Origin of the sequence: Massilia jejuensis, from assembly GCF_042656795.1 — a bacterium.
Classification (GTDB): Bacteria; Pseudomonadota; Gammaproteobacteria; order Burkholderiales; family Burkholderiaceae_D; genus Telluria; species Telluria jejuensis.
Genome location: NZ_JBHSMS010000074.1, coordinates 59,542 through 84,362 on the forward strand (window position 1 = coordinate 59,542; position 24,821 = coordinate 84,362).

Sequence of the window (24,821 nt, forward strand, 5' to 3'; positions counted from 1 at the left end):
GAGCCTGATGAGAAGGCTTGCGTCGGCCGCGCTTCCCTCATCCGCCTCGCTTGCCCAGCTTGCCCGGCTCGACGCCGAGCTGCTTGAGCTTGCGGTACAGGTGGGTACGCTCGAGGCCGGTCTTTTCGGCCACGCGCGTCATGCTGCCGCCTTCGCGTCCGAGATGGTGTTCGAAGTACATGCGCTCGAAGGCATCGCGCGCCTCGCGCAGCGGCAAGTCGAACGAGAGCGTATAGCCCTGGGTTTCGCCGTGGCCGATCACGCCCACGCGCGCGCCGTTGAGCGGCGCCGGGACCGGCTGGGCCGCGTACATCGGGTTGGCGGCCGGCGGCGCCTCGACCGGGGGCGCCGGCATGCTCGGGCGCGGCGCCGGCGCCGGTGCACGGGCCACTTCCTGCGCACGGGCCAGGCCCTGCTGCACGGCCTTGAGCAGCTTTTGCAGGGCGATCGGCTTTTCGAGGAAATTCAGGGCGCCGATGCGGGTGGCCTCGACGGCGGTGTCGATGGTGGCATGGCCCGACATCATGATGACCGGCATGGTCAGCAAGCCGTCGCGCTGCCATTCCTTGAGCAGCGTGACGCCGTCGGTATCGGGCATCCAGATGTCGAGCAGAACAAGATCGGGCGCCCCGGCGGCGCGTGCCTCGCGTGCCTGCTGCGCATTTTCGGCCAGCGTGATCGCATGGCCTTCGTCTCCCAGAATTTCCGAGAGTAGCTCGCGGATGCCCATTTCATCATCAACTACGAGTATGTTCGCCATCGTTTTTGCCTTCCGTCTCCACCCGGGTGATCAGTTGTGATGCCAGTCGTGATTCTATGCGCGTTTTATGCTTCGGCCAAGTCCGCCTCTTGTGCTAACTTTAACAGCAAAATGAATACTGCTGCGCCACTTCCGTCCGGACGGTTCTGAACATCAATGCGTCCACCGTGCTCGTCGATGATCTTCTTCACCATCGGCAAGCCCAGGCCGGTGCCGCGCGCCTTCGAGGTCACATAAGGCTCGAAGGCGCGCGCCAGGATCTTCGGCGCAAAGCCCGGTCCGTTATCCAGGATCGCCAGGCGCACCGCTTCCCCCGCGGTCCCGTCGGCGCCCGTGTAGCGGATGATCTCGGTGGCGACGTCGATGCGCGGTTCGCGCGCGTCCGGGCCGCGGTCGGCCAGCGCGTCCTGGGCGTTCTGCAGCAGGTTGTGGATCACCTGGCGCAGCTGGGTCGGGTCGCCCATCACGCGCGGCAGGTTCGGCGCCAGCACGGCATGGATCACGTCGGAGGCGTCCTCGGCCAGGTAGAGGGAGAGGATTTCCTCGATCAGCGCGTTCAGGTCGAGCGGCTCGAGCACCGCCGGCGGCGTGCGCGCATAGTCGCGGAAGTCGTCGACCATGCGCTTCATGGCATCGACCTGGTTGACGATGGTGGTCGTGGCGCGCGCCAGCAGCGCCGCGTCGGCGGCCTCGAGCTTGCTCTCCAGTTTCATCTGCAGCCGTTCGGCCGAGAGCTGGATCGGCGTGAGCGGATTCTTGATCTCGTGCGCCAGCCTGCGCGCGACCTCGCCCCAGGCCACCGAGCGCTGGGCCGAGATGACGTCCGAGATATCGTCGAAGACGACGATGAAGCCGCTGCCCACGCCGACCGGCAGGCGCGAGCCGCGCGCCAGCAAGGTGGTGTCGTGGTCGTCGCCGGCGGCGCCGCCGCGACGGGGGATCTCGATTTCCTGCTGCCAGTGGGTGCGCTGGCGCGCGGTGCCGGCGGCCGACTGCGCGCTCTGGGTCGAGAACGCGCGCGTGACGGTGGCGGCGAAGTTCTCCAGGCCCTCGATCTTCGACAGCGGCCCGGTCAGCTGGCCCTGCTCCATCTGAAGGATGCGGCAGGCCGCGTCGTTCGAATTGACCACCGTGCCCTCGGCGTCGAGCACCAGCACGCCGGCCGACATGTTCGCCAGCACCGACTCGAGGTGGGCCTTGGCGCTTTGCAGCGCGGCGCGGTTGCGTTCGACGGCGCTGCGGGCCTCGAACAGCTGGCCGGTCATGGCATTGAAGGACTGGGTCAGCGTGCCCAGCTCGTCGTTGGTCTCGACGATCGGCCGCGGCGACAGGTCGCCCTCGGCCACCGCCTGCGTGCCTTCGGCCAGCACCAGCAGCGGCTGCGCCAGGTTCCCGGCGATCAGCACGGCGCTGCCGATGGCGCCGAAGATGGCCAGCAGCAGCGTCAGGGTCAGCGTCTCGATATACATCCGGCGCAGGCCCGTGCGCGCGACCGAGCGCTGCTGGTATTCGGAAAACGCGCTGCGCAGCACTTCGGCATTCGAGGCCAGGTTCACCGGCACTGTCTGCATCAGTTGCAGGTAGCGCGGCGTTGCGCCGGGCGGCTCGGGCACCGAGATCACCACCCGCAGGCGCAGGCCGGTGGCCGCGTCGAGCGCGCTCGAGCCGCCGTTGCCCGTATTTTCGCGGAAGTCGAGTTCGATGCCGCCCTCGGCGCGCGCATAGCCGCCCGGCATGGCGGCCTGGCGCAGCATCTGCGGGTTCGGCAGGTCGGCCGTCAGGTCGGCGCGCTTGTCCTCGCTGGCGCCGGCCACCAGCTTGCCGTTGGCGTCGAGCAGGAGCGCGCTTTGCATGTCGTCGGTGTCGGACACCAGTTGGGACAGCGCCATCTGGGCGCCGGTGTCGTCCTGGCCGGACAGGGTGGCGGCCACGGTCTGGCTTTTCGCCGACAGTTCGGCCAGCGACTCGTCGAGCGCGGCGTGGCCGAGGTTCAGGCCCGACTGCAGGGCCGACTCGATCTTGACGTCGAACCAGGATTCGATCGAATGCGAGACGAACTGCACCGAGACCATGAAGATGATCAGGCCCGGCAGGATGCCGATGCCGGCGAACAGCAGCACGAGCCGCGCCATCAGGCGCGAGCCGAAGCGCTTGGCCTTGTAGCGCGAATACAGGCGGCCGAGGGCGACCACGACCAGGATCAGCAGCAGGAACGCGATCGTCGCGTTCAGGCCGAGCAGCCAGGAATAATAGCGGTCGAAGAAACCGGAGTTGTCGGAAGCCGAGGCAAGCAGGAACAGCAGGATCGAGACAACCGCGCCGCCGACTACCAGCGCGTAGCGCATGGCCTGGTTCACGCCCTACTCCGCACGATAGGTAAAGGTCTTCCGGTTCGAGGCAAGGTGCCAGTCCGAATTGCTGAACGCGTTCACCTGCAGCGGCTTTTGCAGCAGGTCGCGGTTCATGTACATGCGCAGGGTGACTTCGTAGGTTTCGCCTTGCTTGAGCGCGCCTTTCGGGGCGATCACCCAGCGTCCGGGACGCCGGATCTGGAACATCGCTTCATCGAGGGTCTGGAAGGTCTGCTGGACGCTGCCGCCCATCGACACATAATACTGCCGCAGCAGCACATCGTAGGAGATGCTGACCGTGCGCTTGGACGAGACGGCGCGGTCGTCGCGCCACCACCAGCGCGGGCGCGTCAGTTCGATTTCGGTCGTGAAGTAGAGCTTGACGCCGTGCTGCAGGGCGTCTTCCAGGTCGCGGTTCAGGTCGAACGCATAGTTGGCCCCGAGCCGGTAGCCCTCGTCGGTGGCCTCGATTTTCGCCAGCGTGATATCGATCCCGTCGGCCGCCTGCGCCGTTGCGCACGCGAAGACCAGCAGGAGCTGGCAGGCGAGGAGGCGGAAAAATCGTAAAGTCACAGGGGGCCGGAACCTAAGTAAATTGAGCGTATGGTACGGGAATGTTACGCCGCTCTCTTTTGGAACAGGGCGTAGAACAGTCCGTCATGATCGAGCCCGGCGCCGCTCGAGGGGAGCAGCTGCCCTGGCGCATCGAGGCGGATGGCATCCATGTGGCGCGCCGCGAACGCAGCCGCCTGCGCCTCCGACTCCTGGGGCCAGAGCGAACATGTCACAAACAACAATTTACCATCGGCGCTGAGCATCTGCCAAAGATTGTCGAGTATCTCACCGGAAAGTGTTGTAAGTTGGCGTGAGTCGGTCTTGCGGCGCAGCCAGCGAATATCCGGGTGGCGCCGCACGATGCCCGAGGCCGTGCACGGCACGTCGGCCAGGATGCGGTCGAAGGGCCGGCCATCCCACCAATCGGTGGCCTGCGCGCAGGCCGCCACGAGGGTGGCCGACAGGCCCAGGCGGCCCAGGTTGTCGCCCACGCGCGCCAGGCGCTGCGCGTCCGCATCGACGGCGGTCAAGTCGACGTCGGCCATCTCGAGGATGTGGCCGCTCTTGCCGCCCGGCGCCGCGCAGGCGTCGAGCACCCGCATGCCGTCTTGCAGGCCGAGCAGGGGCGCGGCCAGCTGGGCGCCGGCATCCTGCACCGAGACCAGCCCCTCGTGGAAACCGGGAATCTGCCCCACGTTGGCCGCCTGCTTCAGGCGCAAGGCGTGCGGGCCGACCACGTCAGCGGCCATGCCCGCTTGCTCGAGCAGGTGCAAATACTGCTCGACGCCGGTCTTGCGCGTATTGACGCGCAGCGTGAGCGGCGGCTGGCCGTTGCCGGCCGCGAGAATGGCCTCCCAGTCGCGCGGATAGGCCGCGCGCATGGCCTCGATCCACCACTGCGGGTAGTTCCACCGCGCCAGCGGCTGCGCGAGCGCGCTGGCGACGAGCGCGTCGCGTTCGCGCAGGAAGCGGCGCAGCACGGCGTTCACCATCGCCTTGGCGTGGGCGAGATCAGGGTGCCTGGCGGCCGCCGTCACCGCCTGGTCGACCACCGTGAACGGTTCGTAGGGCGCGCTTTCGCCAGGCGGCGGATCGAGCAGGACCAGGGCGCAGTGCAGCATGCCGAGCAGCATCGGCACATCCGGCGCCTTGGCCGTCATCAGGCCCAGCAGCGTCTCGGCGCGTCCGAGGCCGCGCATCGTGCGGTAGGCCAGGTCCTGGATCGCGCCGCGGCCTTGCGGCGTCGCCCCGAAACTGGCGAAGACGTTCGACAGGGCCGGCGGCAGCGCGCTGCCGGCGCGCACCTGCGCCACGGCGCTGGCCGCGCCCAGCAAGGCCAGCGCCAGCGAGTCGCTCGGCAGGTCGGGACGGAACGCCTGCTGGAACTGCGGCTTGACCTCGTGGCTCGGGCGAACAGGCTCTGCCGGTCTTGCCGGCGCCGGCTTCGCTGCGGGCTTCTTCTCGACCTTGGCCGCCGGCTTCGGCCGGGCATACTGCGCGGCCGGATTGCCGCCCGGCCGCGCCGGCTTGGCGCCGGCGGGCTTGGGGGCGATGGTGAGCGTGCGGCGCTTGTCGGTCATGATGGCGGGTCGGTACGGGGAAAGACCCGCATTGTACCGGGTCCGTCTTTGGCCGGGCTTAAAGCATGGCCCGGCGCCGGCGCCTGCCATATTCGGCGCTGCAGCAAACCAGTATAATGAGGCTCTGATTTCCCATGGCCGCGCCACCGCCTCACTGAACTTACGACCGAATTTATGCTCGCCCAACAAAAACAAGAGATCGTTGCCCTGTTCCACGCCGCCCTTGCGCCGATCCTCGTAGGCACCGATCTGGCCCCGACGCAGCAAGCGCTCAATATCGTCCTGGAGCGTCCGCGCGATCCCAGCCACGGCGATGTCGCGTGCAATATCGCCATGCAGCTGGCCAAGCCGCTCAAGACCAACCCGCGCGAGCTGGCCACGCGCCTGGTCGCGGCACTGCTGGCCGACCCGAACGCGGCCGGCATCGTGGAAGCGGCGGACGTCGCCGGCCCCGGCTTCATCAACCTGCGCGTGGCCGCCGGCGCCAAGCAATCGGTGGTGCGCACGATCCTGCAGCAGGGCGAGGCATACGGACGCGGCACGGCAGGCGCCGGCCACCACGCGATCATCGAATTCGTCTCGGCCAATCCGACCGGTCCGCTGCACGTCGGCCATGGCCGCCAGGCGGCGCTGGGCGACGCGCTGTCGTCGCTGTTCGAGGCGCAGGGCCACCAGGTCACGCGCGAGTTCTACTACAACGACGCCGGCGTGCAGATCGCCACCCTGGCCAACTCGGTCCAGGCGCGCGCACGCGGCATCAAGCCGGGCGAGGCCGGCTGGCCCGAGTCGGCCTACAACGGCGACTACATCCAGGACATCGCCGACGACTTCCTCGCGAAAAAAACGGTGTCGGCCAGCGATGGCGAACCGGCTACCGCCAGCGGCGACCCGGACGACCTCGAATCGATCCGCCGCTTCGCCGTGGCCTACCTGCGCCACGAGCAGGACCAGGACCTGCAGGCCTTCGGCGTCAGGTTCGACAATTACTACCTCGAGTCCTCGCTCTATGCCGACGGCAAGGTGGAACAGGCCGTGCAAGCCCTGGTCGACGCCGGCGTCACCTACGAACTCGACGGCGCGCTGTGGCTCAAGACCACCGACTATGGCGACGACAAGGACCGCGTGATGCGCAAGTCCGACGGCACCTACACCTATTTCGTGCCGGACGTGGCTTACCATATGCAGAAGTTCCGCCGCGGCTTCGACCAGGCGATCAACATCCAGGGCAGCGACCACCACGGAACCATCGCGCGCGTGCGCGCCGGCCTGCAGGCGGTGAACATCGGCGTCCCGCAGGGCTATCCCGACTACGTGCTGCACAAGATGGTCACCGTCATGAAGAACGGCGAAGAGGTGAAGATCTCCAAGCGCGCCGGCTCCTACGTCACGGTGCGCGACCTGATCGACTGGTCGGGCAACGGCGACATCACGCGCGGCCGCGATGCGGTGCGCTTCTTCCTCATCTCGCGCAAGGCCGACACCGAATTCGTGTTCGACGTCGACGTCGCCCTGAAGACCTCGGACGAGAACCCGGTGTATTACGTGCAGTACGCGCACGCGCGCATCTGCTCGGCCCTGGCCAACTGGGGCGGCGACGAAGCCCGGCTGGCCGGCGTCGACCTGTCGCTCCTGAACGCGCCGCACGAAGCGAGCCTGCTGTCGAAGCTGGCGGCTTATCCGGAAGTGCTGCAGCGTGCCCAGGCCGAACTCGGTCCGCACCAGGTCGCCTTCTACCTGCGCGAACTGGCCGGCGAACTGCACAGCTATTATTTCGCGCACAAATGGCTGCTGGAGGACGACGAGCCGCTCAAGCTGGCGCGCCTGGCCCTGGCCCTGTCCACGCGCCAGGTGCTGCGCAACGGCCTGGCCCTGATCGGCGTTTCGGCGCCGAACAAGATGGAACGCGCGCCGGCGCAAGCCGACGACGAACCACAAGCTTGAACCCGCAAGCCTCAACCTATCGACCAGCGACCATGACCGCCATCCTTCGTTTTCCTTCCCGCCAGCGCGGCAGCACCCTGACCGGCATCATCATCGGCCTGATCATCGGCCTGGGTATCGCGGTGGCGGTCGCGCTGATGATCACCAAGGGCGCCTCGCCGTTTACCGACCGCTCGAACAAGATGGGCCGTCCGGCCGACCTGGAGCCGAGCCTGGCGAACGATCCGAACAAGCCGATGTACGGCAACCGCGACGCCGCGCGCGAAGCGGCCCGGCAGCTGGCCGAACGCGAAGCGAAGAAGGCGGCCGCCGCGGCCGCTGTCGCCGCGGCGCCGGCGCCGGCACCGGCGCGCGCCCCCGCGGCCGAAGCGGACCCGCTGGGCCAGGCGATCGCCGGCATGACCGGCGCCGGCGAGCCGAAGCCGGCCGCGCCCGCCGCTGCGCCGGCAAGCGCCCCGGCCGCTACGCCGGCGGCCGCCGCGGCCGGCGGCGACGACAAATACGTCTACTACCTGCAGGCGGGCGCCTTCCGCGAGATCTCGGACGCCGAGAACACCCGCGCCAAGCTGGCCCTGCTCGGCTTCGAGGCCGCGATCAGCGACCGCGCCAGCGACAGCGGCACGCTGCACCGCGTACGCCTGGGCCCGTTCAGCCAGGTCGAAGCCGTGAACAAGGCACGCGCCAAGCTGCTCGACAGCGGTATCGATGTCGCAATCGTCCGTAATCAAAAATAAAGGAACAACCCGATGCAAGTACTCCGCCGCCTGTTCTGTACCGCCGCCCTGCTGACCCTGAGCGGCCTTGCCGCCGCCGCACCCGTCGTGCCCAAGGAAGGCGTGCATTACCAGGTGCTGCCGCAGAAAATGCAGACGCCAGCCGGCAAGCAGGTCGAGGTCATCGAGTTCTTCGCCTATTCCTGCCCGCACTGCAACGTGTTCGAACCGCTGCTGGCGGCATGGGTCAAGAAGCAGGGCGATCACATCGTCTTCAAGCGCGTCCACGTGGCGGGCGGTGCACGCGCATTGCCGCAGCTGCGCATGTTCGCCACGCTCGAGGCGCTCGGCCTGGCCGAGCAGTACCACGGCAAGCTGTTCGCCGCCATGCACCAGCAGGGCGTGCGTTTCGCCGACGACGACGAAGTGCTCGACTGGGTGGCCAAGGCCGGCATCGACCGCGCCCGCTTCACCGACGCCTACCGCTCGATCGGCGTGCAGTCGCGGGTACGCCGCGCCGCCAACATGATGAACGACTACAAGATCGACCACTGGCCGATGGTCGCCGTCGACGGCCGTTTCATCACCTCCCCTTCGATGGCGAACCCGGAAGCGTCGCATGCGCACGGTTCCCACGCGCACAGCGAATCCGAACAGCAGCAAGTGGCCCTGCAAGTGATGGACGCACTGGTGGCAAAAGCCAAAGCGGACAAAAAATGACCGTCGCGGGGCGCGCGGACCGGGTTTTCATCACCGGCGCCTCGAGCGGCATCGGCGCGGCACTGGCACGCGAATACGCGGCGCGCGGCGCCACGCTGGGCCTGGTCGCGCGGCGCGGCCAGGTGCTCGCCGAACTGGTCGCTTCCCTCCCCCATCCCGAACGCCACCGCAGCTACGCGCTCGACGTGTGCGACCACGCGGCGCTCGAGGCGGCGGCGCACGACTTCATGGCCAGGGCGGGCGGCGCCGACATCGTCATCGCCAGCGCCGGCATTTCGCACGGCACGCTCACCGACCGGCCTGAAGACCTGGCCGTGTTCGAGGCGGTCTTCGCCACCAACGTCAACGCCACCGTCGCCACCTTCGCGCCCTTCATCACCCCGATGAAGGCTTGGGGCGGCATGCGGCGCCTGGTCGCGATCGGCAGCGTGGCCGGCATCCGCGGCATGCGCGGCGCCGGCGCGTATTGCGCGTCCAAGGCCGCGGTGCACGCCTACAGCGAATCGCTGCGGCTCGAATTGAAGGGAAGCGGCATCCGCGTCGTGACGATCGCACCCGGCTATATCGATACCCCGATGACCCGGCATAACCGTTTCCCGATGCCCTTCCTGATGCCGGCCGAGCGCTTCGCCGCCGCCGCCGTGCGCGCGATCGCGCGCGGCGACAGCTACCGCGTGCTGCCCTGGCAGATGGGCGTGGCCGCCGGGCTGCTGCGCGCGCTGCCGAATGTCCTCTTCGACCTGCTGTTCGCGCGGGCGCCGACCAAGCCGCGCAAGGAGGCCGCATGAACGCCGGCGCGATCGCCGCGCTGGCGAACGCGGGTGTCGCCGTCGAAGTGGTCGAGGAGACCGGCTCGACCAACGCCGACCTGCTGGCGCGCGCGGCGGGCTTGAGCGGGCCGCTGCTGCTCGTTGCCCGCAACCAGACCGCCGGACGCGGACGCGCCGGACGCAGCTGGCTCTCGTCGAGCGCGGGCTCGCTCACCTTTTCGCTGGCCTGGCGTTTCGAAGGCGGCCTGCCGCGCCTGAGCGGCTTGCCGCTGGCGGTGGGCGTGGCGCTGGCCGAGACGCTCGAGCGGCTCGGGGTGCAGGTCGGCCTGAAATGGCCGAACGACGTGCTGCGCGACGGCGACAAGCTGGCCGGCATCCTGGTCGAGACCCAGGCCATCCTCCAGGGTGGCGTCTGGGCCGTGATCGGCATCGGCCTGAACCTGGCGATGCCGGACGAACTCGAAGCGCAAATCGGTCACGGCGTGGCCTCCCTGCCCTGGCTGGCGCGCATGGATCGCGACGCGCTGCTCGCGGCCCTGCTCGACGGCCTGGCCGGCGCATTGCGCCAGTTCGAGCGTGCCGGCTTTGCCGCCTTCGCCGCGCGCTGGAACCTGCGCCATGCCTGGCAGGGCGAGCAGGTGTGCATCCTCGACGGCGGCCGTGTGCTGCACCGGGGCAGCGCCGCCGGTGTCGACGACGCCGGCCGCCTGCTGCTCGACACCGTCGACGGCCGCATCGCGGTGCTGGCCGGCGACGTGTCGCTGCGCATGAAAGGCGGTTAGATGCTGCTCCTGATCGATGCCGGCAACACCCGCGTCAAATGGGCGCTCGCCAGGGGCGACGCGGCGCCCGGCGCATGGGAGGCGCAGGGCGCGTGTCTGCACGCCGAGCTCGACGCCGCTGCCGCCACCTGGCAGGGCCGGGGCGTGGCGCGCGCGCTGGTCTCGAACGTGGCCGGTGTCGCCATGCGCGAGCGCCTGGCCGCCCTGTTGTCGCCGATCGCCATCGAATGGTTCGCCTCCAGCGCCGAACGGGCGGGCCTCGTCAACGGCTACCGCGACCCCGAACGCCTCGGTTGCGACCGCTTCGCCGCCGCCATCGGCGCGCGCGCGCTGGCGCCCGGCCGCGCGCTGGTGGTCGCCACCTGCGGCACCGCCACCACGGTCGATGCGGTCTCGGGCGATGGACGCTTCCTCGGCGGCATGATCCTGCCCGGGCTCGGGCTGATGGCCGGGGCGCTGGCCACGAACACGGCGCAGCTGCCGCGGGCCGCGCCCGGCGCCGCGCCGCCGCCGCTGTTCGCGGACAATACGAATGACGCGATCGTGTCCGGCTGCCTGTCGGCCCAGGCCGGGGCGATCGAACGCGCGGTCGCGGCGCATGGCGGCGCGCTGTGCATGCTCTCGGGCGGCGCCGCGCCATATGTCGCGCCGGCCCTCGCCTGCGCGCACCAGGTGGTCGATAATATCGTGCTGGTCGGCCTGCACGCGGTGGCGCGGGCGCCGGTATCCATGGGGGACAAGGGGTGTTGAGATTCGTATTCTGGGCTTTGCTGTGCGCGAATGCGTTGCTGTTCGCGTATGGGCGCGGCCTGCTCGGCAGTTTCGAGCACGCAGCGCGCGAACCGGCGCGCCTGCGCAACCAGCTCGCCGCCGACCGGGTGGTGCTGTTGAGCGGCGCGCAGGCGCAAGCGATCGCGCAGGCGGCCGCGCCGGCCGCGGCGCCGGCGACGGGCGCCGCCGTCCCGGCCCTGCCCGCGCCGGCCGTGGCCTGCGTCGAGACCGATGCATTCACCGCCTTCGAGGCGCGGCGCTTCGAGACGCGCCTGGCGCGCCTGGGCCTGGGCGCGCGCCAGACCCGCCTGACGATCCCGTTCCAGGAAGTCAACAGCTACATGGTCTACCTGCCGCCCCAGGACGGCAAGGAAGGCGCCGACCGCCGCACCGCCGAACTGCGCGAGCGCGGCGTGACCAATTCCTTCGTGATGCAGGGCGAATCGCCGCTGAAATGGGCAATCTCGCTGGGCGTGTTCAAGACCGAGGCGGCGGCGCGCGCGGAGTCGGCGCGGCTGGCGAAACAGGGCGTGGCCAACACGCGCGTCTTGCCGCGCGGCCCGCAGACGCAGCGCTTCGCCTACCGTTTCCGGGAGATCGATACGGTGATTCGCAACCGGATCGTCGAGGCCGGGCGCGGGATGCCGGCGGCCGTTTTGCATACTTGCCGCTAAGCGGTGCCGGTCGGTCGCCTGCCCCGGCGCGATTTTTCTGCTACCGCTTCACCACGATCGGCTTCAATCCCAGTTCCGGCGGCAAGTCCCTGGCTGCCTGCTGCGCCTGCGCGCGCGTTGCGAAGGGCCCGCCATAGAGCCGGTGCACCGACCCCGACGGCGCCACGTCGAGATTGCCGACGGCTACTGCGGCCGCAGCCAGCCGGGTGCGCATGTCATGCGCCTTCTCCGCGCGGCCATAGGCGCCCAGTTGCAGATAGAAACCGGCCGCCACGTCAGCGCTCGCGGCAGGCGCCGCCGTGACCGCGGCCGCGCTGTCCGATTGCACGCTCTCTTCCAGCATCAAGGCGGCAATGTCGGGCGGCGCCGGCGTCACGTTCAGTGCCTGCTCCCTGGCCGGGGTGCCGCCGATGGCCTGGGCCAGCGAGGTCGCGGCGCGGCGCAGCGTGGCCAGGCGGCTCGGGTCGTGCGGGAACAGGCGCTCGAGCTGCACTTCGTGGCTGCCCTTGCCCAGCAAGCCCAGCTTCAGGGCCGCCGTGTACGAGACATCGACGATGCGGCCGGCGTGGAAGGGGCCGCGGTCGTTGATGCGCACCACGACCGATTTGCCGCTGGCCACGTTGGTCACGCGCGCGTACGACGGGATCGGCAGCGTCGGATGCGCGGCCGTCATCTTGTACATGTCGTAGGGCTCGCCCGAGGAGGTGCGCTGGCCATGGAACTTGACGCCATACCAGCTGGCCACGCCGCGCTGGGTGAAGGGTTCCTCGTGCAGGATCGGGTTGTAGGTCCGGCCGAAGATGGAATACGGGCGGTTCGCCCACTTGGCATAGGGCTCGGCACGCACGACGGCGTCCGGCACCAGCTCCAGGCCCGGCGGTATGTTGCGCCCGGGGCCGTCGTCCTTGTAGTAGCCGCCACGGCCGGAGCCGGCGGCCGGCAAGGCGATGTCGCCGTGGTTGGGCGTTACTTTGTGGGTCCAGGGCAGCGGGATCAATGGCTTGTGTTCGCCAGTCGATCCGCATCCGGTCAACAATGCCACGAGGGCAATGACCGCTGGGAGATGTCTCGGAGCGGTCATCGCATCCTCCTCCATTAAGTCTGCACCAGCTTGCGGTGCCTTTGTATGCTCATCAATATACCAGCGCCGAGACCGAGCGTGATGAACGCGGTACCGCCGTAGCTCATGAAAGGCAACGGAACTCCCACCACGGGCAGGATCCCGCTCACCATGCCCATGTTGACGAAAGCATACGTAAAGAAAATCATCGTGATCGCGCCGGCCAGCAGGCGCGAAAACATGTTCGGCGCATTCGCGGCAATCATGGCGCCGCGGCCGATCAGCAGCAGATAGATTACCAAAAGAAATAGGTTGCCGACCAGTCCAAATTCTTCCGAGTACACCGAGAACACGAAATCGGTCGTCTGTTCCGGCACGAATTCAAGCTGGCCCTGGGTACCCTGGGTGAAGCCCTTGCCCATGATGCCGCCCGAACCGATGGCAATCACCGACTGGATGATGTGGAAGCCCTTGCCGAGCGGGTCCGAGGTCGGGTCGATCAGGGTCATGACGCGTTCGCGCTGGTAGTCGTGCAGCATCGACCAGGCTACCGGCATGCTGGCGGCGGCGGCGACGGCCAGTCCGAACAGCACTTTCCATGGCAGGCCGGCCAGGAAGATGACGTAGAAACCGGAGGCGCCCACCAGCAGCGCCGTGCCGAGGTCGGGCTGTTTGGCGATCAGCACGAAGGGAATCAGGAGCAGCACCGCGGCCACCAGGAAGGATTTCCATTCCGTCACCTTGGCGCGCTGCTGGAAGTACCAGGCGATCATCAGGGGCGTGGCGATCTTCATGATCTCGGACGGCTGGATGTCGATGCCCAGGTGCAGCCAGCGGCGCGCGCCCTTCTTGATGATGCCGAACATGGCGACGGCGATCAGCAGCGTGATGCCGAAGGTATAGATCGGCACCGCCAGGCGCATCAGGGTCTGGGGCGGAATCAGCGAGGCCACCCACATGACGACGAAGGCAAGGATGAAGTTGCGCATCTGCGACTCGACCCGGCCGGGAAATTCCGCACCGGCCGAGGACATCGTGATCATGCTGGTGGTGACGAGCATGAACAGGATCATCGCCAGCGGCCAGTCGAAGACGGTGAAATAGGGCTTGAGCCGGCGCCTGAGGGAGCGCCGCTCGGGGTAATAGGCCATCGCTTACTCCTTGGTGGTGGCCGGCGCGACGGCGGCAGCCGGTACGGCCGGCGCGGCGGCCGGCGTGCGCGGCGCCGGCAGGGCGGCCGCCGCGCGCGCGGGCGTCTTGCCGGCGGCAGGCTCGTCGACGGGTTTTTTCGGCGCCGGGCGCTTGCCCAGCAGGTAATAGTCGAGCGCCTTCCTTGCGATCGGCGCCGCCGAGGCCGCGCCGAAGCCGGCGTTTTCGACCACCAGGGCGATCGCGATGCGCGGCTTGTCGGCCGGCGCGAACGCGGTGTACAGCGCATTGTCGCGGTGCCGTTCGTCGATCGCGTTGGCGTTGTATTTCTGCCCTTTCAAGCCGATCACCTGGGCCGTACCGGTCTTGCCGGCCGAGATATAGGCGGCGTTGGCAAAGGCGCGGTGGCCGGTGCCGGAGGGTTCCTGGGTCACGCCCACCATCGTGCTCTTGATGAAGTCGATGTTTGCCTGCTTGAGAGGAATGCGCCGGCTTTCCTTCGGCACGGTCAGGGTGCGCTGGCGCGTGGCGCCATCCTCGATCAGCTTGACCAGGTGCGGCTTCATGACCACCCCGTTGTTGGCCAGGATGGCCACCGCGTGCGCCAGCTGGATCATCGAGTAGTTGTTGAAGCCCTGGCCGATCGAGATCGAGATGGTGTCGCCGCCGACCCACTTCTGGGCCGCGCGGTTGCGCTTGAAACGGTTCGCCTTCCACTCCTTCGACGGCAGCACGCCGGTCTTTTCATGATCGAGGTCGATCCCGGTCGGCTCGCCGAAGCCGAATGGACGCATGAAGGCGGAGAGCCGGTCGATACCCATCTCGTGGCCGAGCTGGTAGTAATAGGTGTCGCAGGACTCGACCACCGATTTGTACATGTCGACGAAGCCGTGTCCGCCCGGCTTGTCGTCGTTGAAGCGATGCCCGCCGAGCATGAAGAAGCCGGGGTCGCGGATGCCGTCCGACGGCCGCCGCAGCCCCAGCTCGAGGGCGGCCAGCGCCATGAAAGGCTTGAAGGTCGACCCCGGCGGATAGGTACCCGATAGCGGACGGTTCATCAGCGGCTTGTCGAGCGAGGTATTGAGTTCGTTCCAGTTCTGGGTGTCGATGCCGTCGACGAACAGGTTCGGGTCGAAGCCCGGGCGCGACACATAGGCCAGCACGTCGCCGGTTTCCGGTTCGATCGCGACGAAGGCGCCGCGCTGGTCGCCGAAGGCTTCCTCGACCACCTTCTGCAGTTCGATGTCGATCGACAGGATCAGGTTGCTGCCGGGGACCGGCGGGCGGCGCGACAGCGTGCGGATCGCGCGCCCGCCGGCCGAACGCTCGACCTGCTCGTAGCCGGTGGTGCCGTGCAGGTAGCGTTCGTATTTCTTTTCCAGCCCTTCCTTGCCGATGTGGTCGGTGCCGTTGTAGTTGGCCGCGTCGTCGCCCTCGGCCAGGGCCTCGGATTCGCGCTGGTTGATGCGGCCGATATAGCCGACCACGTGCGAGGCCACTTCACCGAGCGGATACTGGCGGAACAGGCGCGCCTGCACTTCGACGCCCGGAAAGCGGAAGCGCTGCGCGGTGAAGCGCGCCACCTCGTCGTCGGTCAGGCGGGTGCGCAGCGGCACGCTGGCAAACGTGCGCGACTCTTCCATCAGGCGCCTGAAGCGCTTGCGGTCCTTCGGCTCGATGCTGACCAGCTTGGCCAGCTCGTCGATCACCGACTCCATGCTGGCCTGCAGCTTGGAAGGCGTGATCTCGAGCGTATAGGCCGAATAATTGCGCGCCAGGACGATGCCGTTGCGGTCGACGATCAGGCCGCGGTTGGGCACGATCGGCACCAGCGCAATGCGGTTGTCCTCGGCCTGGGCGTGGTAGGTGTCGTGCTGGATCACCTGCAGCCAGACGAAGCGCGCCGCCAGGATGACGAAGCAGACGAAGACCAGCACCAGCAGCACCGTCAGGCGCAGGCGGAAATGGTGGATCTCGCGGTCGCTGTCTTTAATCTCGGTCATTGCTGCGTTCAGTCATTGCTGCATTCAGTCATCGCTGCGTTCGAGCGCATCAGATCGGGCGCGTATGGTCGCGGTCGACCGCACGCCGCTGGGGCGCGAGCAGCAGCCAGGTGATGAGCGGCCACAAGGCGACGGCCACAGCGCTCTCGACGAAATGCAGCCAGCCGGTAAAGCGGCCGGTGGCGAAGAAATGCACCATCGTCTGGATCGCCTGCGCCAGCAGCAGCAGCGGGAACACATGCATGGCCTGGGTCAGCACCGGGAACCACAGCACGCGGCGGTGGATCATGGTCGCGACATACGACAGCAGCGTATAGGCCAGGGCATTCTCGCCCAGCAGGGTGGCGTCGTGCACGTCCATCAGGAGGCCCATGCCGAAGGCGATGCCGATGCCGACTTTCCTCGGCTGGTGGATGCCCCAGAAGACCAGCACCAGCGCCACGAAATCGGGCGCGCCGGTCCACTGCCCCCAGGGCAGCAGGTTGAGCATGAAGGCGCAGGTCAGGCTGAAGGCGATGAACAGCGGGCTGACCGGCAGCAGGATGTAGTTGGTACGCGCGCCAGGCATTACACGCCCTCCTTGCCGATTGCCGGTGCGACCGGCGGGGTGACGGCGGCCGGCGCCACCGACCCAGGCAGCGCCGAGGCGCCGGCAGGCGCGGCAGCGCCGGTGCCGGCCGGGCTGTTGGTGCCCGGCTGGGTCGGCTGGCCCTGGGCCGGCAGCGGCGCGGCCGGCAGCGGCGGCGCCGGGACCGGGTCCATCTTCGGCAGGTTGCGGCGCGAGGCGCCGAGCGCGGGCGCGGCCGGCGGTTCGGCCGGACGCGGCGCGCGCGCCGCCTGCGACATCACGATCAGGAGCTGGCGGTTGCGGTCGACGCCGCCGAGCGGCTGGCACACCACGCGCCCGAAGGCGCCGGCGGCGACCTTCTCCACCTGCACGACTTTGGCCACGGCCAGGCCGGCCGGATACATGCCGTCCAGGCCCGAGGTGACGATCACGTCGCCGACCTGGATATCGGCGTCGGGGGCGACGAAGCGCAGGTCGAGCAGGCCGGAGCGGCCGCGCCCGTAGGCGATGCTGCGCAGGCCCGAGCGCAGCACCTGCACCGGAATGGCCTGCTCCTTGTCGGTCAGGAGCGTGACTTCGGCGGTGAACGGGAAGACGCGGGTGACCTGGCCGACGACGCCGGCATTGTCGATCACCGGCAGGCCGAGCTGCACGCCGTTGCGCGCGCCGCGGTCGAGCACGATGCGGCGGGTCGAGGGATCGCGCGCGTCGTACAGGATCTCGCCCATGATCGAGGCCACAGGCAGGTATTCGCGCGCTTCGAGCAGGCGCCGCAGGTGGGCGTTCTCGGCCATCTGGAGCTGGGCCTGCTGCATCGCCTGGGCCTGCGCCACCTGCTGGTTCTTCAAGTCGCGCACTTCGTTCTGGAGGCTCGAGAGCGAGGAAAAATAACCGCCCATGGTGGCGACGGCGTCGCGCGGCATGAGGGCGGCCATTTGCAGTGGATAGAGGACGGTGGCGGCAACCTGGCGCACGGTATTCAACACATGCATGCGCGCGTCGACCACCAGCAGCACCAGCGACAACAGCGCGAAGACCGTCACCTTCACCCGCGCGGGGGCGCCCTGTTTGAATAGCGGCGGAGGACTGTAATCCATGAATCTCAATGTTGACGGCCGGGCCGCGATGAATCAGCGCAGGCAGGCGGCCGGCATCGCAGCGGCCGGCCTGCCCAGGGTCTCACACGCTCGTGGGCGATTACTCGTAGGAGAAGATCGAGCCCAGCTTGTCATTGTGTTCCAGCGCCATGCCCGAACCGCGCACCACGCAGGTCAGCGGATCTTCGGCCACCAGCACCGGCAGGCCGGTTTCTTCCATCAAGAGGCGATCGAGGTCGCGCAGCAGCGCGCCGCCGCCGGTGAGCATCATGCCCTTCTCGGCGATGTCGGCGCCCAGTTCCGGCGGGGTCTGTTCGAGCGCGTTCTTGACGGCCGAGACGATGTTGTTCAGCGGGTCGGTCAGCGCTTCCAGGATCTCGTTGGACGAGATCGTGAACGCGCGCGGAATGCCTTCGGACAGGTTGCGGCCCTTGACTTCCATTTCCTTCACTTCCGAACCCGGGAAGGCCGAACCGATGGCCTTCTTGATCGCTTCGGCGGTCTGCTCGCCGATCAGCATCCCGTAGTTGCGGCGGATGTAGTTGACGATGGCTTCGTCGAACTTGTCGCCGCCGACGCGCACCGAACCCTTGTAGACCATGCCGCCGAGCGAGATGATGCCGACCTCGGTCGTGCCGCCGCCGATGTCGACCACCATCGAGCCGGTCGCGTCCGACACCGGCAAGCCGGCGCCGAGGGCCGCGGCCATCGGCTCTTCGATCAGGAACACCTGCGAGGCGCCGGCGCCGAGCGCCGATTCGCGGATCGCGCGGCGCTCGACCTGGGTCGAACCGCAAGGCACGCAAATGATGATGCGCGGCGAAGGACGGAAGAACTTGGAGTCGTGCACCATACGGATGAACTGCTTGAGCATCTCTTCGGTCACGGTGAAGTCGGCGATGACGCCATCCTTCATCGGGCGGATCGCCTCGATATTGCCCGGCACCTTGCCCAGCATCTGCTTGGCTTTCTTGCCGACCGCCTGGATCGTCTTCTTGCCGTTCGGGCCGCCCTGCTGGCGGATCGCAACGACCGATGGCTCGTCCAGCACGATGCCCTGGCCGCGCACATAGATCAGCGTGTTGGCGGTACCCAGGTCGATGGCCAGGTCGTTCGAGAAGTAACTGCGTAAAGAACCAAACATGTATGTCCTGATGCGCGAAGCCGCGCCTAAACTGTTCTATTGATCGGGAGTCCTCGCCGCGTCGGCCCTGCCTGCGCCCGGCGGTCTTGTACAACCTGCCTGGGGCAGGTGCTCGATGCAGTGGCCGCGCTCATTCGGCGCCGACCACGCATTAGCCCGCCATTCTACCTTATAATTTGCCGATTAAACGCTGAAAACAGGGGGTTTTACCCCCCAGTTCCTGAAGCGAGATCGACGGTATTAGCAAGGTTTTATCGACCGTAGCACGCTGTTCAACAGCCTGCGCCAGACTTTCGTTATTCGCCCAACCACACTTTGAACGCGGCCCGCGCCGCGCTTTTTGCCATGTCCCTGACCCTTTCAGACGTAAAACGGATCGCCAACCTGGCCCAGCTCGACATGGACGACGCCCATGCCGAGACCGCGCTGGGCGAATTGAACGGCATCTTCGCCCTGGCCGAACAGATGCAGGCGGTCGACACGCGCGGTGTTGCGCCCTTGTCGCATCCGCTGGCGGCGATCCTGGCCTTGCCGCTGCGCCTGCGCGAAGACGTGGTCACCGAAGAGAACCGCCGCGACGACTACCAGGCGCCCGCGCCAAAAGCCCAGGACGGCCTGTACCTGGTGCCGAAGGTCATCGAGTAAGCCTGCCTCCACGAACACGCATTCACGAAACTTAGGCACCATGCACAACAAGACCATCAAAGAACTGTCCGCGCTGCTGCACTCGAAGCAGGTGTCGAGCGTCGAACTGACGCGCCACTTCCTCGACCGCATCGCCGGCAGCGGCCACAACGCCTTCCTGCACGTCGACCCGGCCCTGTCGCTGGCCCAGGCCGCTGCGGCCGATGTGCGCCTGGCCGAGGGCAGCGCCGGCCCGCTGACCGGCGTGCCGATCGCCCACAAGGATATCTTCGTCACGCGCGACTGGCGTACGACTGCCGGCTCGAAGATGCTGGCCAATTACGTCAGCCCGTTCGATGCGACCGTCGTCGACAAATTCAATGCCGCCGGCATGGTCACGCTCGGCAAGGTGAACTGCGACGAATTCGCGATGGGCTCGGCCAACGAGAACTCGGCCTTCGGCCCTGTCAGGAATCCGTGGGACGCGCTGGCCGTGCCGGGCGGCTCTTCGGGCGGCTCGGCCGCCGCGATCGCCGCGCGCCTCGCGCCGGCCGCCACCGCCACCGATACCGGCGGCTCGATCCGCCAGCCGGCGGCCTTTTGCGGCGTCACCGGCATCAAGCCGACCTACGGCCGCGTCTCGCGCTTCGGCATGATCGCGTTTGCCTCCTCGCTCGACCAGGGCGGCCCGATGGCCCAGACCGCCGAGGACTGCGCCCTGCTGCTGGGCGAAATGGTCGGCCACGACGAGCGCGATTCGACCAGCCTGACGCCCGACCAGGGCAACCTGCACGAAGACTTCACGCGCGACCTGCACAAGCCCTTGACCGGCCTGCGCATCGGCGTGCCCCGGGAATACTTCGGCGAAGGCCTGGCCGCCGACGTCGAAGCCGCCGTGCGCGCCGCCCTCGACCAGTTCGTCAAGCTGGGCGCGATCCTGGTCGACATCTCGCTGCCGAAAACGGCCCTGTCGATCCCCACCTACTACATCATCGCCCCGGCCGAAGCTTCCTCGAACCTGTCGCGGTTCGACGGCGTGCGCTACGGCCACCGTGCCGGCCAGTACAAGGACCTGGCCGACATGTACAAGAAAACGCGCGCCGAAGGCTTCGGCCGCGAAGTCCAGCGCCGCATCATGGTCGGCACCTATGTGCTCTGCCACGGCTATTACGACGCCTACTACGTGCAGGCGCAAAAGATCCGCCGCCTGATCGCCGACGAGTTCCAGGCCGCCCTGCTCGCTCAATGCGACGTCATCATGGGCCCGGTCGCGCCGACCGTGGCATGGGACGCGGGCTCGAAAACGAACGACCCGGTCGCCAACTACCTGGCCGACATTTTCACCCTGTCGACCAGCCTGGCCGGCCTGCCCGGCATGTCGATTCCCTGCGGCTTCGGCAGCGGCGAGAAGAACGCCAAGCGCCCGGTCGGCCTGCAAATCATCGGCAATTATTTCAGCGAAGCGAAGCTGCTGGGCATCGCCCACCAGTACCAGCTGGCGACCGACTGGCACCAGCGCGCGCCCGAAGGCGTCTGACATCGGCCGGTCCTAGAATACAAAGAGAGAACACCATGCAATGGGAAGTCGTCATCGGTCTTGAGAACCACGTCCAGCTCACGACCAATTCGAAAATCTTCAGCGGCAGCCCGATCGCCTTCGGCGCCGAGCCGAACACGCAGGCGAGCCCGGTCGACCTGGCCCTGCCGGGCGTGCTGCCCGTGATGAACAAGGGCGCCGTCGAGCGCGCCATCCGCTTCGGCCTGGCCGTGGGCGCGACGATCGCGCCGCAGTCCGTCTTCGCGCGCAAGAACTATTTTTATCCCGACCTGCCGAAGGGCTACCAGATCAGCCAGTTCGAGGACCCGGTGGTCCAGGGCGGCAGCGTCACCTTCGCCTTCGAGAAGGACGGCAAGCTCGAGACGAAGACCGTCAACCTGACCCGCGCCCACCTCGAGGAAGACGCCGGCAAATCGCTGCACGAAGACTACGCCGGCATGACCGGCATCGACCTGAACCGTGCCGGCACGCCGCTGCTCGAGATTGTCTCCAAGCCGGAAATGCGCAGCGCGAACGAAGCGGTCGCCTATGCCAAGGCGCTGCACTCGCTGGTGATGTGGCTGGGCGTCTGCGACGGCAACATGCAGGAAGGCTCCTTCCGCTGCGACGTCAACGTCTCGGTGCGTCCGATGGGCCAGCAGGAGTTCGGCACCCGCTGCGAGATCAAGAACCTGAACTCCTTCCGCTTCATGGAAGAAGCGATCCACTATGAAGTGCGGCGCCAGATCGAGCTGATCGAAGACGGCGGCAAGGTCCAGCAGGCCACCCGCCTGTGGGACCCGGACAAGAAGGAAACCCGCTCCATGCGCTCGAAGGAAGACGCGCAGGACTACCGCTACTTCCCCGACCCGGACCTGCCGCCCTTGATGATTTCGCAAGAGTGGATCGAGCGCGTGCGCGCCGACATGCCGGAGCTGCCGGGCGCCATGCGCGCGCGCTTCACGGGCGACTACGGCCTGCCGGAATACGACAGCGTGATCCTGACCTCCTCGCAAGGCATGGCGACCTACTACGAAGCCGTGGTCGCCAAGGCCGGCAAGGAAAACGCGAAGGCAATCGCCAACTGGATGATGGGCGACGTGTCCTCGACCCTGAACCGCGAGGGCGTGGACATCCTGAACTCGCCGGTCGAGGCCTCGCAGCTGGCCTTGCTCATCAAGCGCATCGCCGACGGCACCATTTCGAACAAGGCCGGCAAGGAAGTCTTCGCGGCGATGTGGGAAGCGAAGTCGCTGGACGAAAACCTGGCCGACATCGTGATCGAACAGAAGGGCCTGAAGCAGATCTCGGACACCGGCGCCCTGGAAGCGATCGTCGACGAGGTGCTGGCGGCGAACGCCAAGTCGGTCGAGCAGTACCGGGCCGGCAAGGAAGCGGCGATCAACGCGCTGATCGGCCAGGCGATGAAGGCCTCGAAAGGCAAGGCCAATCCGGCGCAGGTGACGGAGCTGTTGAAGAAAAAGCTGGCGGGCTGATTTCCGCCTGAAGCACGAAAATAACCGGAGCATGCTCCGGTTATTTTTTTATGTGTGTGGCCGCCTCAGATGCCGTAGCGCGCGCGGTAGGCCGCCACCGCCTCCTTGTGCCGGCCCAGCTCGGCGCCGGCGCCCTCGCCTGACAGATAGGTGAACAAATCGTCCAGGTTGGCGATCGAGATGACCGGGATGCCGAATTCACTTGCCACGGCCTGCACCGCCGAGCCCTCCGACAAGGCACCCTCCTTGCCCGAGCGTTCCATGCGGTCGAGCGCGATCAGCACGGCGGCCGGTTCGGCGCCGGCGGCGCGGATCATGGTGACCGATTCGCGCACCGAAGTGCCGGCCGAGATCACGTCGTCGACGATGACGACCTTGCCCTGCAGCCTGGCGCCGACGATAGTGCCGCCTTCGCCGTGGTCCTTGGCTTCCTTGCGGTTGTAGGCATACGACGTGTTGCGGCCCTTGGCGGCCAGTGCCACGGCGGTGGCGGACGCCAGCGTGATGCCCTTGTAGGCCGGGCCGAACAGCATGTCGAATTCGACGCCGGAGTCGAGCAGGGTCTGGGCGTAGAACTGGGCCAGCCGGCCCAGCGTGGCGCCGTCGTAGAACAGGCCGGCGTTGAAGAAATACGGCGACTGGCGCCCGGCCTTGGTCGTGAACTCGCCGAACTTGAGCACTCCCGTCGAGACCGAAAAAGCGATAAACTGTTGGCGCAAATTGTTCACGATGACCCCACATTAAAAAAGTGGCTGTATTTTAATCCCCCGACACGGCCAGCGCCATCGCCGTGTCCGCCGGGCCGCCACCTTCTCTTTCTTATCCCATGCCACGAATTATTTCCGCGAACCTGAACGGCATCCGTTCGGCGCACAAGAAAGGCTTTTTCAACTGGCTCGCCACGGTCGACGCCGACTTCATCTGCGTACAGGAACTCAAAGCCCAGGAAGCCGACATGACCGAGGATTTCCTGCGCCCGCACGGCTACCACGGCCACTTCCACTACGCCGAAAAGAAGGGCTATTCAGGCACCGGCGTGTACAGCCGCCTGGCGCCGGACAACAAGCGCATCGGCTTCGGCTGCCAGGAATTCGATGCCGAAGGGCGCTACACGCGCTGCGACTTCGGCAACCTCACCGTGATCTCGGTCTACTGCCCGTCGGGCTCGTCCTCGCCCGAGCGCCAGCTGGCCAAGTTCCGCTTCATGGAAGTGTTTTTGCCGCACTTGCAGGAACTCAAGGCCGAGGGACGCGAAGTCGTCATCTGCGGCGACTGGAACATCGCGCACAAGGAACTCGACCTCAAGAACTGGAAAAGCAACCAGAAGAACTCGGGTTTTCTCCCGGAAGAGCGCGCGTGGATGACGCGCCTGTTCGACGAACTCGGGCTGGTCGACGTGCACCGCGTGGTGGCGCCGGAGGCGGCCGACTACACCTGGTGGAGCAACCGCGGCCAGTCATGGGCGAAGAACGTGGGCTGGCGCATCGATTACCACGTGGCCACGCCGGGCATCGCGGCCAAGGCGCATGCGGTGTCGGTCTACAAGGACGAGCGTTTTTCCGATCACGCGCCCCTGATCATCGACTACCACCTGTGATCTTCAGCCAGGCCAGTCGAGGTTGCGTTCGCTGGTGAACGTGCGCGGCTGGCCCGTGAGCGGATCGTCGAAGCCGATGGCGCGCGCCAGCAGTTGCAGCGGCGCCGAAAAATCGTCGCCCTTGCAGGGCAGCGCGACCGGATAGAAGGCGTCGTTCAGGATCGGGGCGCCGAGCGAGGCCAGGTGCAGGCGCAGCTGGTGCTTGCGGCCCGTATGCGGGTGCAGGCGGTAGCGCACGGTGTCGCCGCGCCGCTCCAGCACCTCGATGAAGGTTTCCGAGTTCGGCTCGCCCGCTTCCTCGGTCATGACGAAGAACTTGTCGCCATCGACCATCCGGCTGCGATAGGTGAACGGAAAATCGCGTCCCGCGACCGGCCCGGCCAGCGCCTCGTAGACTTTCCTGACCACGCGCTTCTGGAACATCGACTGGTAGCGCCCGCGCGTGTCGGGATTGTGCGAGAAGATCACCACGCCCGCGGTTTCACGGTCGAGCCGGTGGATCGGTGTCAGGTGCGGCAGTTCCAGCTGCGCCTTCAGGCGCACCAGCAGCGTCTCGTGCAGGAAGCGCCCGCTCGGAATCATCGGCAGGAAGTGCGGCTTGTCGACCACCAGCAGGTGTTCGTCCTGGAACAGGATGCGTTCCTTGAACGGGATGGGCGTTTCCGCTTCGTCCAGTTCGCGGTAGTACCAGATGCGCATGCCCTTGCGCACGTGGCTGCCGGCGCTCAATGGCGTGCCGGCCGCGTCGACCACGTCGCCGCGCTGGAGGCGCGCCGCCCAGGAGGCCGGCGTCACGTCCGGAAAACGCTCGGCCAGAAAGCGCAGCATGCCGCCGGCGCGCGACTCGGTCAGCCACAGGTAGCTGGGCGCGACGCCGCCGCGCACCGGCAGCGGCACATGGGCATTGGCCTGGGCCTGCCTACCCATCC

23 protein-coding genes are annotated in these 24,821 nt (G+C 67.3%); 11 read left to right on the top strand and 12 right to left on the bottom strand.

What is annotated here, in order from left to right; all coding sequences use genetic code 11:
• Positions 1 to 37: 37 nt before the first annotated feature.
• From ACFPOU_RS21205 to rsmB, 4 genes are all read right to left on the bottom strand, one after another.
• Positions 38 to 760 (bottom strand): response regulator, encoded by a 723-nt coding sequence (locus tag ACFPOU_RS21205; RefSeq protein ID WP_379726127.1) that lies wholly within the window; start codon positions 758 to 760, stop codon positions 38 to 40.
• A 65-nt stretch (positions 761 to 825) separates the two neighbouring features.
• Positions 826 to 3,117, bottom strand: a complete 2,292-nt coding sequence (locus ACFPOU_RS21210) for a sensor histidine kinase (protein ID WP_379726130.1) — start codon at positions 3,115 to 3,117, stop codon at positions 826 to 828.
• A gap of 3 nt (positions 3,118 to 3,120) precedes the next feature.
• A complete protein-coding gene (locus ACFPOU_RS21215; RefSeq protein WP_379726133.1) occupies positions 3,121 to 3,684 on the bottom strand; it encodes a DUF4390 domain-containing protein in 564 nt (187 codons plus the stop codon).
• A 44-nt stretch (positions 3,685 to 3,728) separates the two neighbouring features.
• Positions 3,729 to 5,246, bottom strand: coding sequence for a 16S rRNA (cytosine(967)-C(5))-methyltransferase RsmB (gene rsmB, locus ACFPOU_RS21220; RefSeq protein ID WP_379726136.1), 1,518 nt, complete (start codon positions 5,244 to 5,246; stop codon positions 3,729 to 3,731).
• 174 nt (positions 5,247 to 5,420) lie between these two features.
• Here rsmB and argS point away from each other — a divergent pair, with 174 nt between their 5' ends.
• The 7 genes from argS to ACFPOU_RS21255 are packed head-to-tail and all read left to right on the top strand — an operon-like array spanning position 5,421 to position 11,617.
• Positions 5,421 to 7,187, top strand: a complete 1,767-nt coding sequence (argS, locus tag ACFPOU_RS21225; RefSeq protein WP_379726139.1) for an arginine--tRNA ligase — start codon at positions 5,421 to 5,423, stop codon at positions 7,185 to 7,187.
• 32 nt (positions 7,188 to 7,219) lie between these two features.
• Positions 7,220 to 7,921, top strand: a complete 702-nt coding sequence (locus ACFPOU_RS21230; RefSeq protein ID WP_379726141.1) for an SPOR domain-containing protein — start codon at positions 7,220 to 7,222, stop codon at positions 7,919 to 7,921.
• Between the two features lie 12 nt (positions 7,922 to 7,933).
• Positions 7,934 to 8,620 carry a thiol:disulfide interchange protein DsbA/DsbL gene (locus ACFPOU_RS21235; protein ID WP_379726144.1) on the top strand — a complete coding sequence of 229 codons (687 nt, stop codon included), beginning with the start codon at positions 7,934 to 7,936 and terminating at the stop codon, positions 8,618 to 8,620.
• Positions 8,617 to 9,408, top strand: a complete 792-nt coding sequence (locus ACFPOU_RS21240; RefSeq protein WP_379726147.1) for an SDR family oxidoreductase — start codon at positions 8,617 to 8,619, stop codon at positions 9,406 to 9,408. The genes ACFPOU_RS21235 and ACFPOU_RS21240 overlap by 4 nt, the downstream gene beginning before the upstream one ends.
• Positions 9,405 to 10,172 (top strand): biotin--[acetyl-CoA-carboxylase] ligase, encoded by a 768-nt coding sequence (locus ACFPOU_RS21245; protein WP_379726149.1) that lies wholly within the window; start codon positions 9,405 to 9,407, stop codon positions 10,170 to 10,172. The genes ACFPOU_RS21240 and ACFPOU_RS21245 overlap by 4 nt, the downstream gene beginning before the upstream one ends.
• A complete protein-coding gene (locus tag ACFPOU_RS21250; protein WP_379726152.1) occupies positions 10,173 to 10,922 on the top strand; it encodes a type III pantothenate kinase in 750 nt (249 codons plus the stop codon).
• Entirely contained in the window at positions 10,916 to 11,617 is a 702-nt protein-coding gene (locus ACFPOU_RS21255; protein ID WP_379726155.1) for an SPOR domain-containing protein, read from the top strand. The genes ACFPOU_RS21250 and ACFPOU_RS21255 overlap by 7 nt, the downstream gene beginning before the upstream one ends.
• Positions 11,618 to 11,657: 40 nt before the next feature.
• On the opposite strand, the gene ACFPOU_RS21260 is transcribed toward ACFPOU_RS21255, so the two are convergent.
• The 6 genes from ACFPOU_RS21260 to ACFPOU_RS21285 form a co-directional block, all read right to left on the bottom strand.
• Entirely contained in the window at positions 11,658 to 12,698 is a 1,041-nt protein-coding gene (locus ACFPOU_RS21260; RefSeq protein WP_379726158.1) for a septal ring lytic transglycosylase RlpA family protein, read from the bottom strand.
• A 14-nt stretch (positions 12,699 to 12,712) separates the two neighbouring features.
• Positions 12,713 to 13,828, bottom strand: coding sequence for a rod shape-determining protein RodA (rodA, locus tag ACFPOU_RS21265; protein ID WP_379726161.1), 1,116 nt, complete (start codon positions 13,826 to 13,828; stop codon positions 12,713 to 12,715).
• Between the two features lie 3 nt (positions 13,829 to 13,831).
• Entirely contained in the window at positions 13,832 to 15,829 is a 1,998-nt protein-coding gene (mrdA, locus tag ACFPOU_RS21270) for a penicillin-binding protein 2 (protein WP_379726164.1), read from the bottom strand.
• A gap of 49 nt (positions 15,830 to 15,878) precedes the next feature.
• A complete protein-coding gene (mreD, locus tag ACFPOU_RS21275; protein ID WP_379726167.1) occupies positions 15,879 to 16,397 on the bottom strand; it encodes a rod shape-determining protein MreD in 519 nt (172 codons plus the stop codon).
• Entirely contained in the window at positions 16,397 to 17,494 is a 1,098-nt protein-coding gene (mreC, locus tag ACFPOU_RS21280; protein WP_379726170.1) for a rod shape-determining protein MreC, read from the bottom strand. The genes mreD and mreC overlap by 1 nt, the downstream gene beginning before the upstream one ends.
• Before the next feature lie 100 nt (positions 17,495 to 17,594).
• The gene (locus ACFPOU_RS21285; RefSeq protein ID WP_193687199.1) at positions 17,595 to 18,638 is read right to left on the bottom strand and encodes a rod shape-determining protein; all 1,044 of its coding nucleotides are present in this window, start codon (positions 18,636 to 18,638) and stop codon (positions 17,595 to 17,597) included.
• Positions 18,639 to 18,983: 345 nt separating this feature from the next.
• Here ACFPOU_RS21285 and gatC point away from each other — a divergent pair, with 345 nt between their 5' ends.
• The 3 genes from gatC to gatB are packed head-to-tail and all read left to right on the top strand — an operon-like array spanning position 18,984 to position 22,295.
• Positions 18,984 to 19,283 carry an Asp-tRNA(Asn)/Glu-tRNA(Gln) amidotransferase subunit GatC gene (gene gatC, locus ACFPOU_RS21290; RefSeq protein ID WP_379726174.1) on the top strand — a complete coding sequence of 100 codons (300 nt, stop codon included), beginning with the start codon at positions 18,984 to 18,986 and terminating at the stop codon, positions 19,281 to 19,283.
• Between the two features lie 40 nt (positions 19,284 to 19,323).
• Entirely contained in the window at positions 19,324 to 20,799 is a 1,476-nt protein-coding gene (gene gatA, locus ACFPOU_RS21295) for an Asp-tRNA(Asn)/Glu-tRNA(Gln) amidotransferase subunit GatA (RefSeq protein WP_379726177.1), read from the top strand.
• A gap of 35 nt (positions 20,800 to 20,834) precedes the next feature.
• Positions 20,835 to 22,295, top strand: coding sequence for an Asp-tRNA(Asn)/Glu-tRNA(Gln) amidotransferase subunit GatB (gene gatB, locus ACFPOU_RS21300; RefSeq protein ID WP_379726180.1), 1,461 nt, complete (start codon positions 20,835 to 20,837; stop codon positions 22,293 to 22,295).
• A gap of 65 nt (positions 22,296 to 22,360) precedes the next feature.
• Here the strand turns inward: gatB and pyrE are convergent, their stop codons facing one another.
• Positions 22,361 to 23,023 (bottom strand): orotate phosphoribosyltransferase, encoded by a 663-nt coding sequence (pyrE, locus tag ACFPOU_RS21305; RefSeq protein ID WP_379726183.1) that lies wholly within the window; start codon positions 23,021 to 23,023, stop codon positions 22,361 to 22,363.
• Positions 23,024 to 23,121: 98 nt separating this feature from the next.
• Between pyrE and ACFPOU_RS21310 the strand changes: the two genes are divergently transcribed.
• A complete protein-coding gene (locus ACFPOU_RS21310; protein WP_379726186.1) occupies positions 23,122 to 23,892 on the top strand; it encodes an exodeoxyribonuclease III in 771 nt (256 codons plus the stop codon).
• A 3-nt stretch (positions 23,893 to 23,895) separates the two neighbouring features.
• Here ACFPOU_RS21310 and ACFPOU_RS21315 read toward each other — a convergent pair whose 3' ends face one another.
• A complete protein-coding gene (locus ACFPOU_RS21315) occupies positions 23,896 to 24,819 on the bottom strand; it encodes a pseudouridine synthase (RefSeq protein WP_379726189.1) in 924 nt (307 codons plus the stop codon).
• Between the last annotated feature and the right edge of the window lie 2 nt (positions 24,820 to 24,821).

Coding starts and splice junctions, on each gene's coding strand:
- ACFPOU_RS21260 (WP_379726158.1), bottom strand. CDS start 12,698: ATGACCGCTCCGAGACATCTCCCAGCGGTCATTGCCCTCGTGGCATTG.
- mreC (WP_379726170.1), bottom strand. CDS start 17,494: ATGGATTACAGTCCTCCGCCGCTATTCAAACAGGGCGCCCCCGCGCGG.
- ACFPOU_RS21310 (WP_379726186.1), top strand. CDS start 23,122: ATGCCACGAATTATTTCCGCGAACCTGAACGGCATCCGTTCGGCGCAC.
- mrdA (WP_379726164.1), bottom strand. CDS start 15,829: ATGACCGAGATTAAAGACAGCGACCGCGAGATCCACCATTTCCGCCTG.
- mreD (WP_379726167.1), bottom strand. CDS start 16,397: ATGCCTGGCGCGCGTACCAACTACATCCTGCTGCCGGTCAGCCCGCTG.
- ACFPOU_RS21235 (WP_379726144.1), top strand. CDS start 7,934: ATGCAAGTACTCCGCCGCCTGTTCTGTACCGCCGCCCTGCTGACCCTG.
- ACFPOU_RS21240 (WP_379726147.1), top strand. CDS start 8,617: ATGACCGTCGCGGGGCGCGCGGACCGGGTTTTCATCACCGGCGCCTCG.
- ACFPOU_RS21250 (WP_379726152.1), top strand. CDS start 10,173: ATGCTGCTCCTGATCGATGCCGGCAACACCCGCGTCAAATGGGCGCTC.
- gatA (WP_379726177.1), top strand. CDS start 19,324: ATGCACAACAAGACCATCAAAGAACTGTCCGCGCTGCTGCACTCGAAG.
- ACFPOU_RS21285 (WP_193687199.1), bottom strand. CDS start 18,638: ATGTTTGGTTCTTTACGCAGTTACTTCTCGAACGACCTGGCCATCGAC.
- rodA (WP_379726161.1), bottom strand. CDS start 13,828: ATGGCCTATTACCCCGAGCGGCGCTCCCTCAGGCGCCGGCTCAAGCCC.
- ACFPOU_RS21245 (WP_379726149.1), top strand. CDS start 9,405: ATGAACGCCGGCGCGATCGCCGCGCTGGCGAACGCGGGTGTCGCCGTC.
- rsmB (WP_379726136.1), bottom strand. CDS start 5,246: ATGACCGACAAGCGCCGCACGCTCACCATCGCCCCCAAGCCCGCCGGC.
- ACFPOU_RS21315 (WP_379726189.1), bottom strand. CDS start 24,819: ATGGGTAGGCAGGCCCAGGCCAATGCCCATGTGCCGCTGCCGGTGCGC.
- gatB (WP_379726180.1), top strand. CDS start 20,835: ATGCAATGGGAAGTCGTCATCGGTCTTGAGAACCACGTCCAGCTCACG.
- argS (WP_379726139.1), top strand. CDS start 5,421: ATGCTCGCCCAACAAAAACAAGAGATCGTTGCCCTGTTCCACGCCGCC.
- ACFPOU_RS21205 (WP_379726127.1), bottom strand. CDS start 760: ATGGCGAACATACTCGTAGTTGATGATGAAATGGGCATCCGCGAGCTA.
- ACFPOU_RS21230 (WP_379726141.1), top strand. CDS start 7,220: ATGACCGCCATCCTTCGTTTTCCTTCCCGCCAGCGCGGCAGCACCCTG.
- gatC (WP_379726174.1), top strand. CDS start 18,984: ATGTCCCTGACCCTTTCAGACGTAAAACGGATCGCCAACCTGGCCCAG.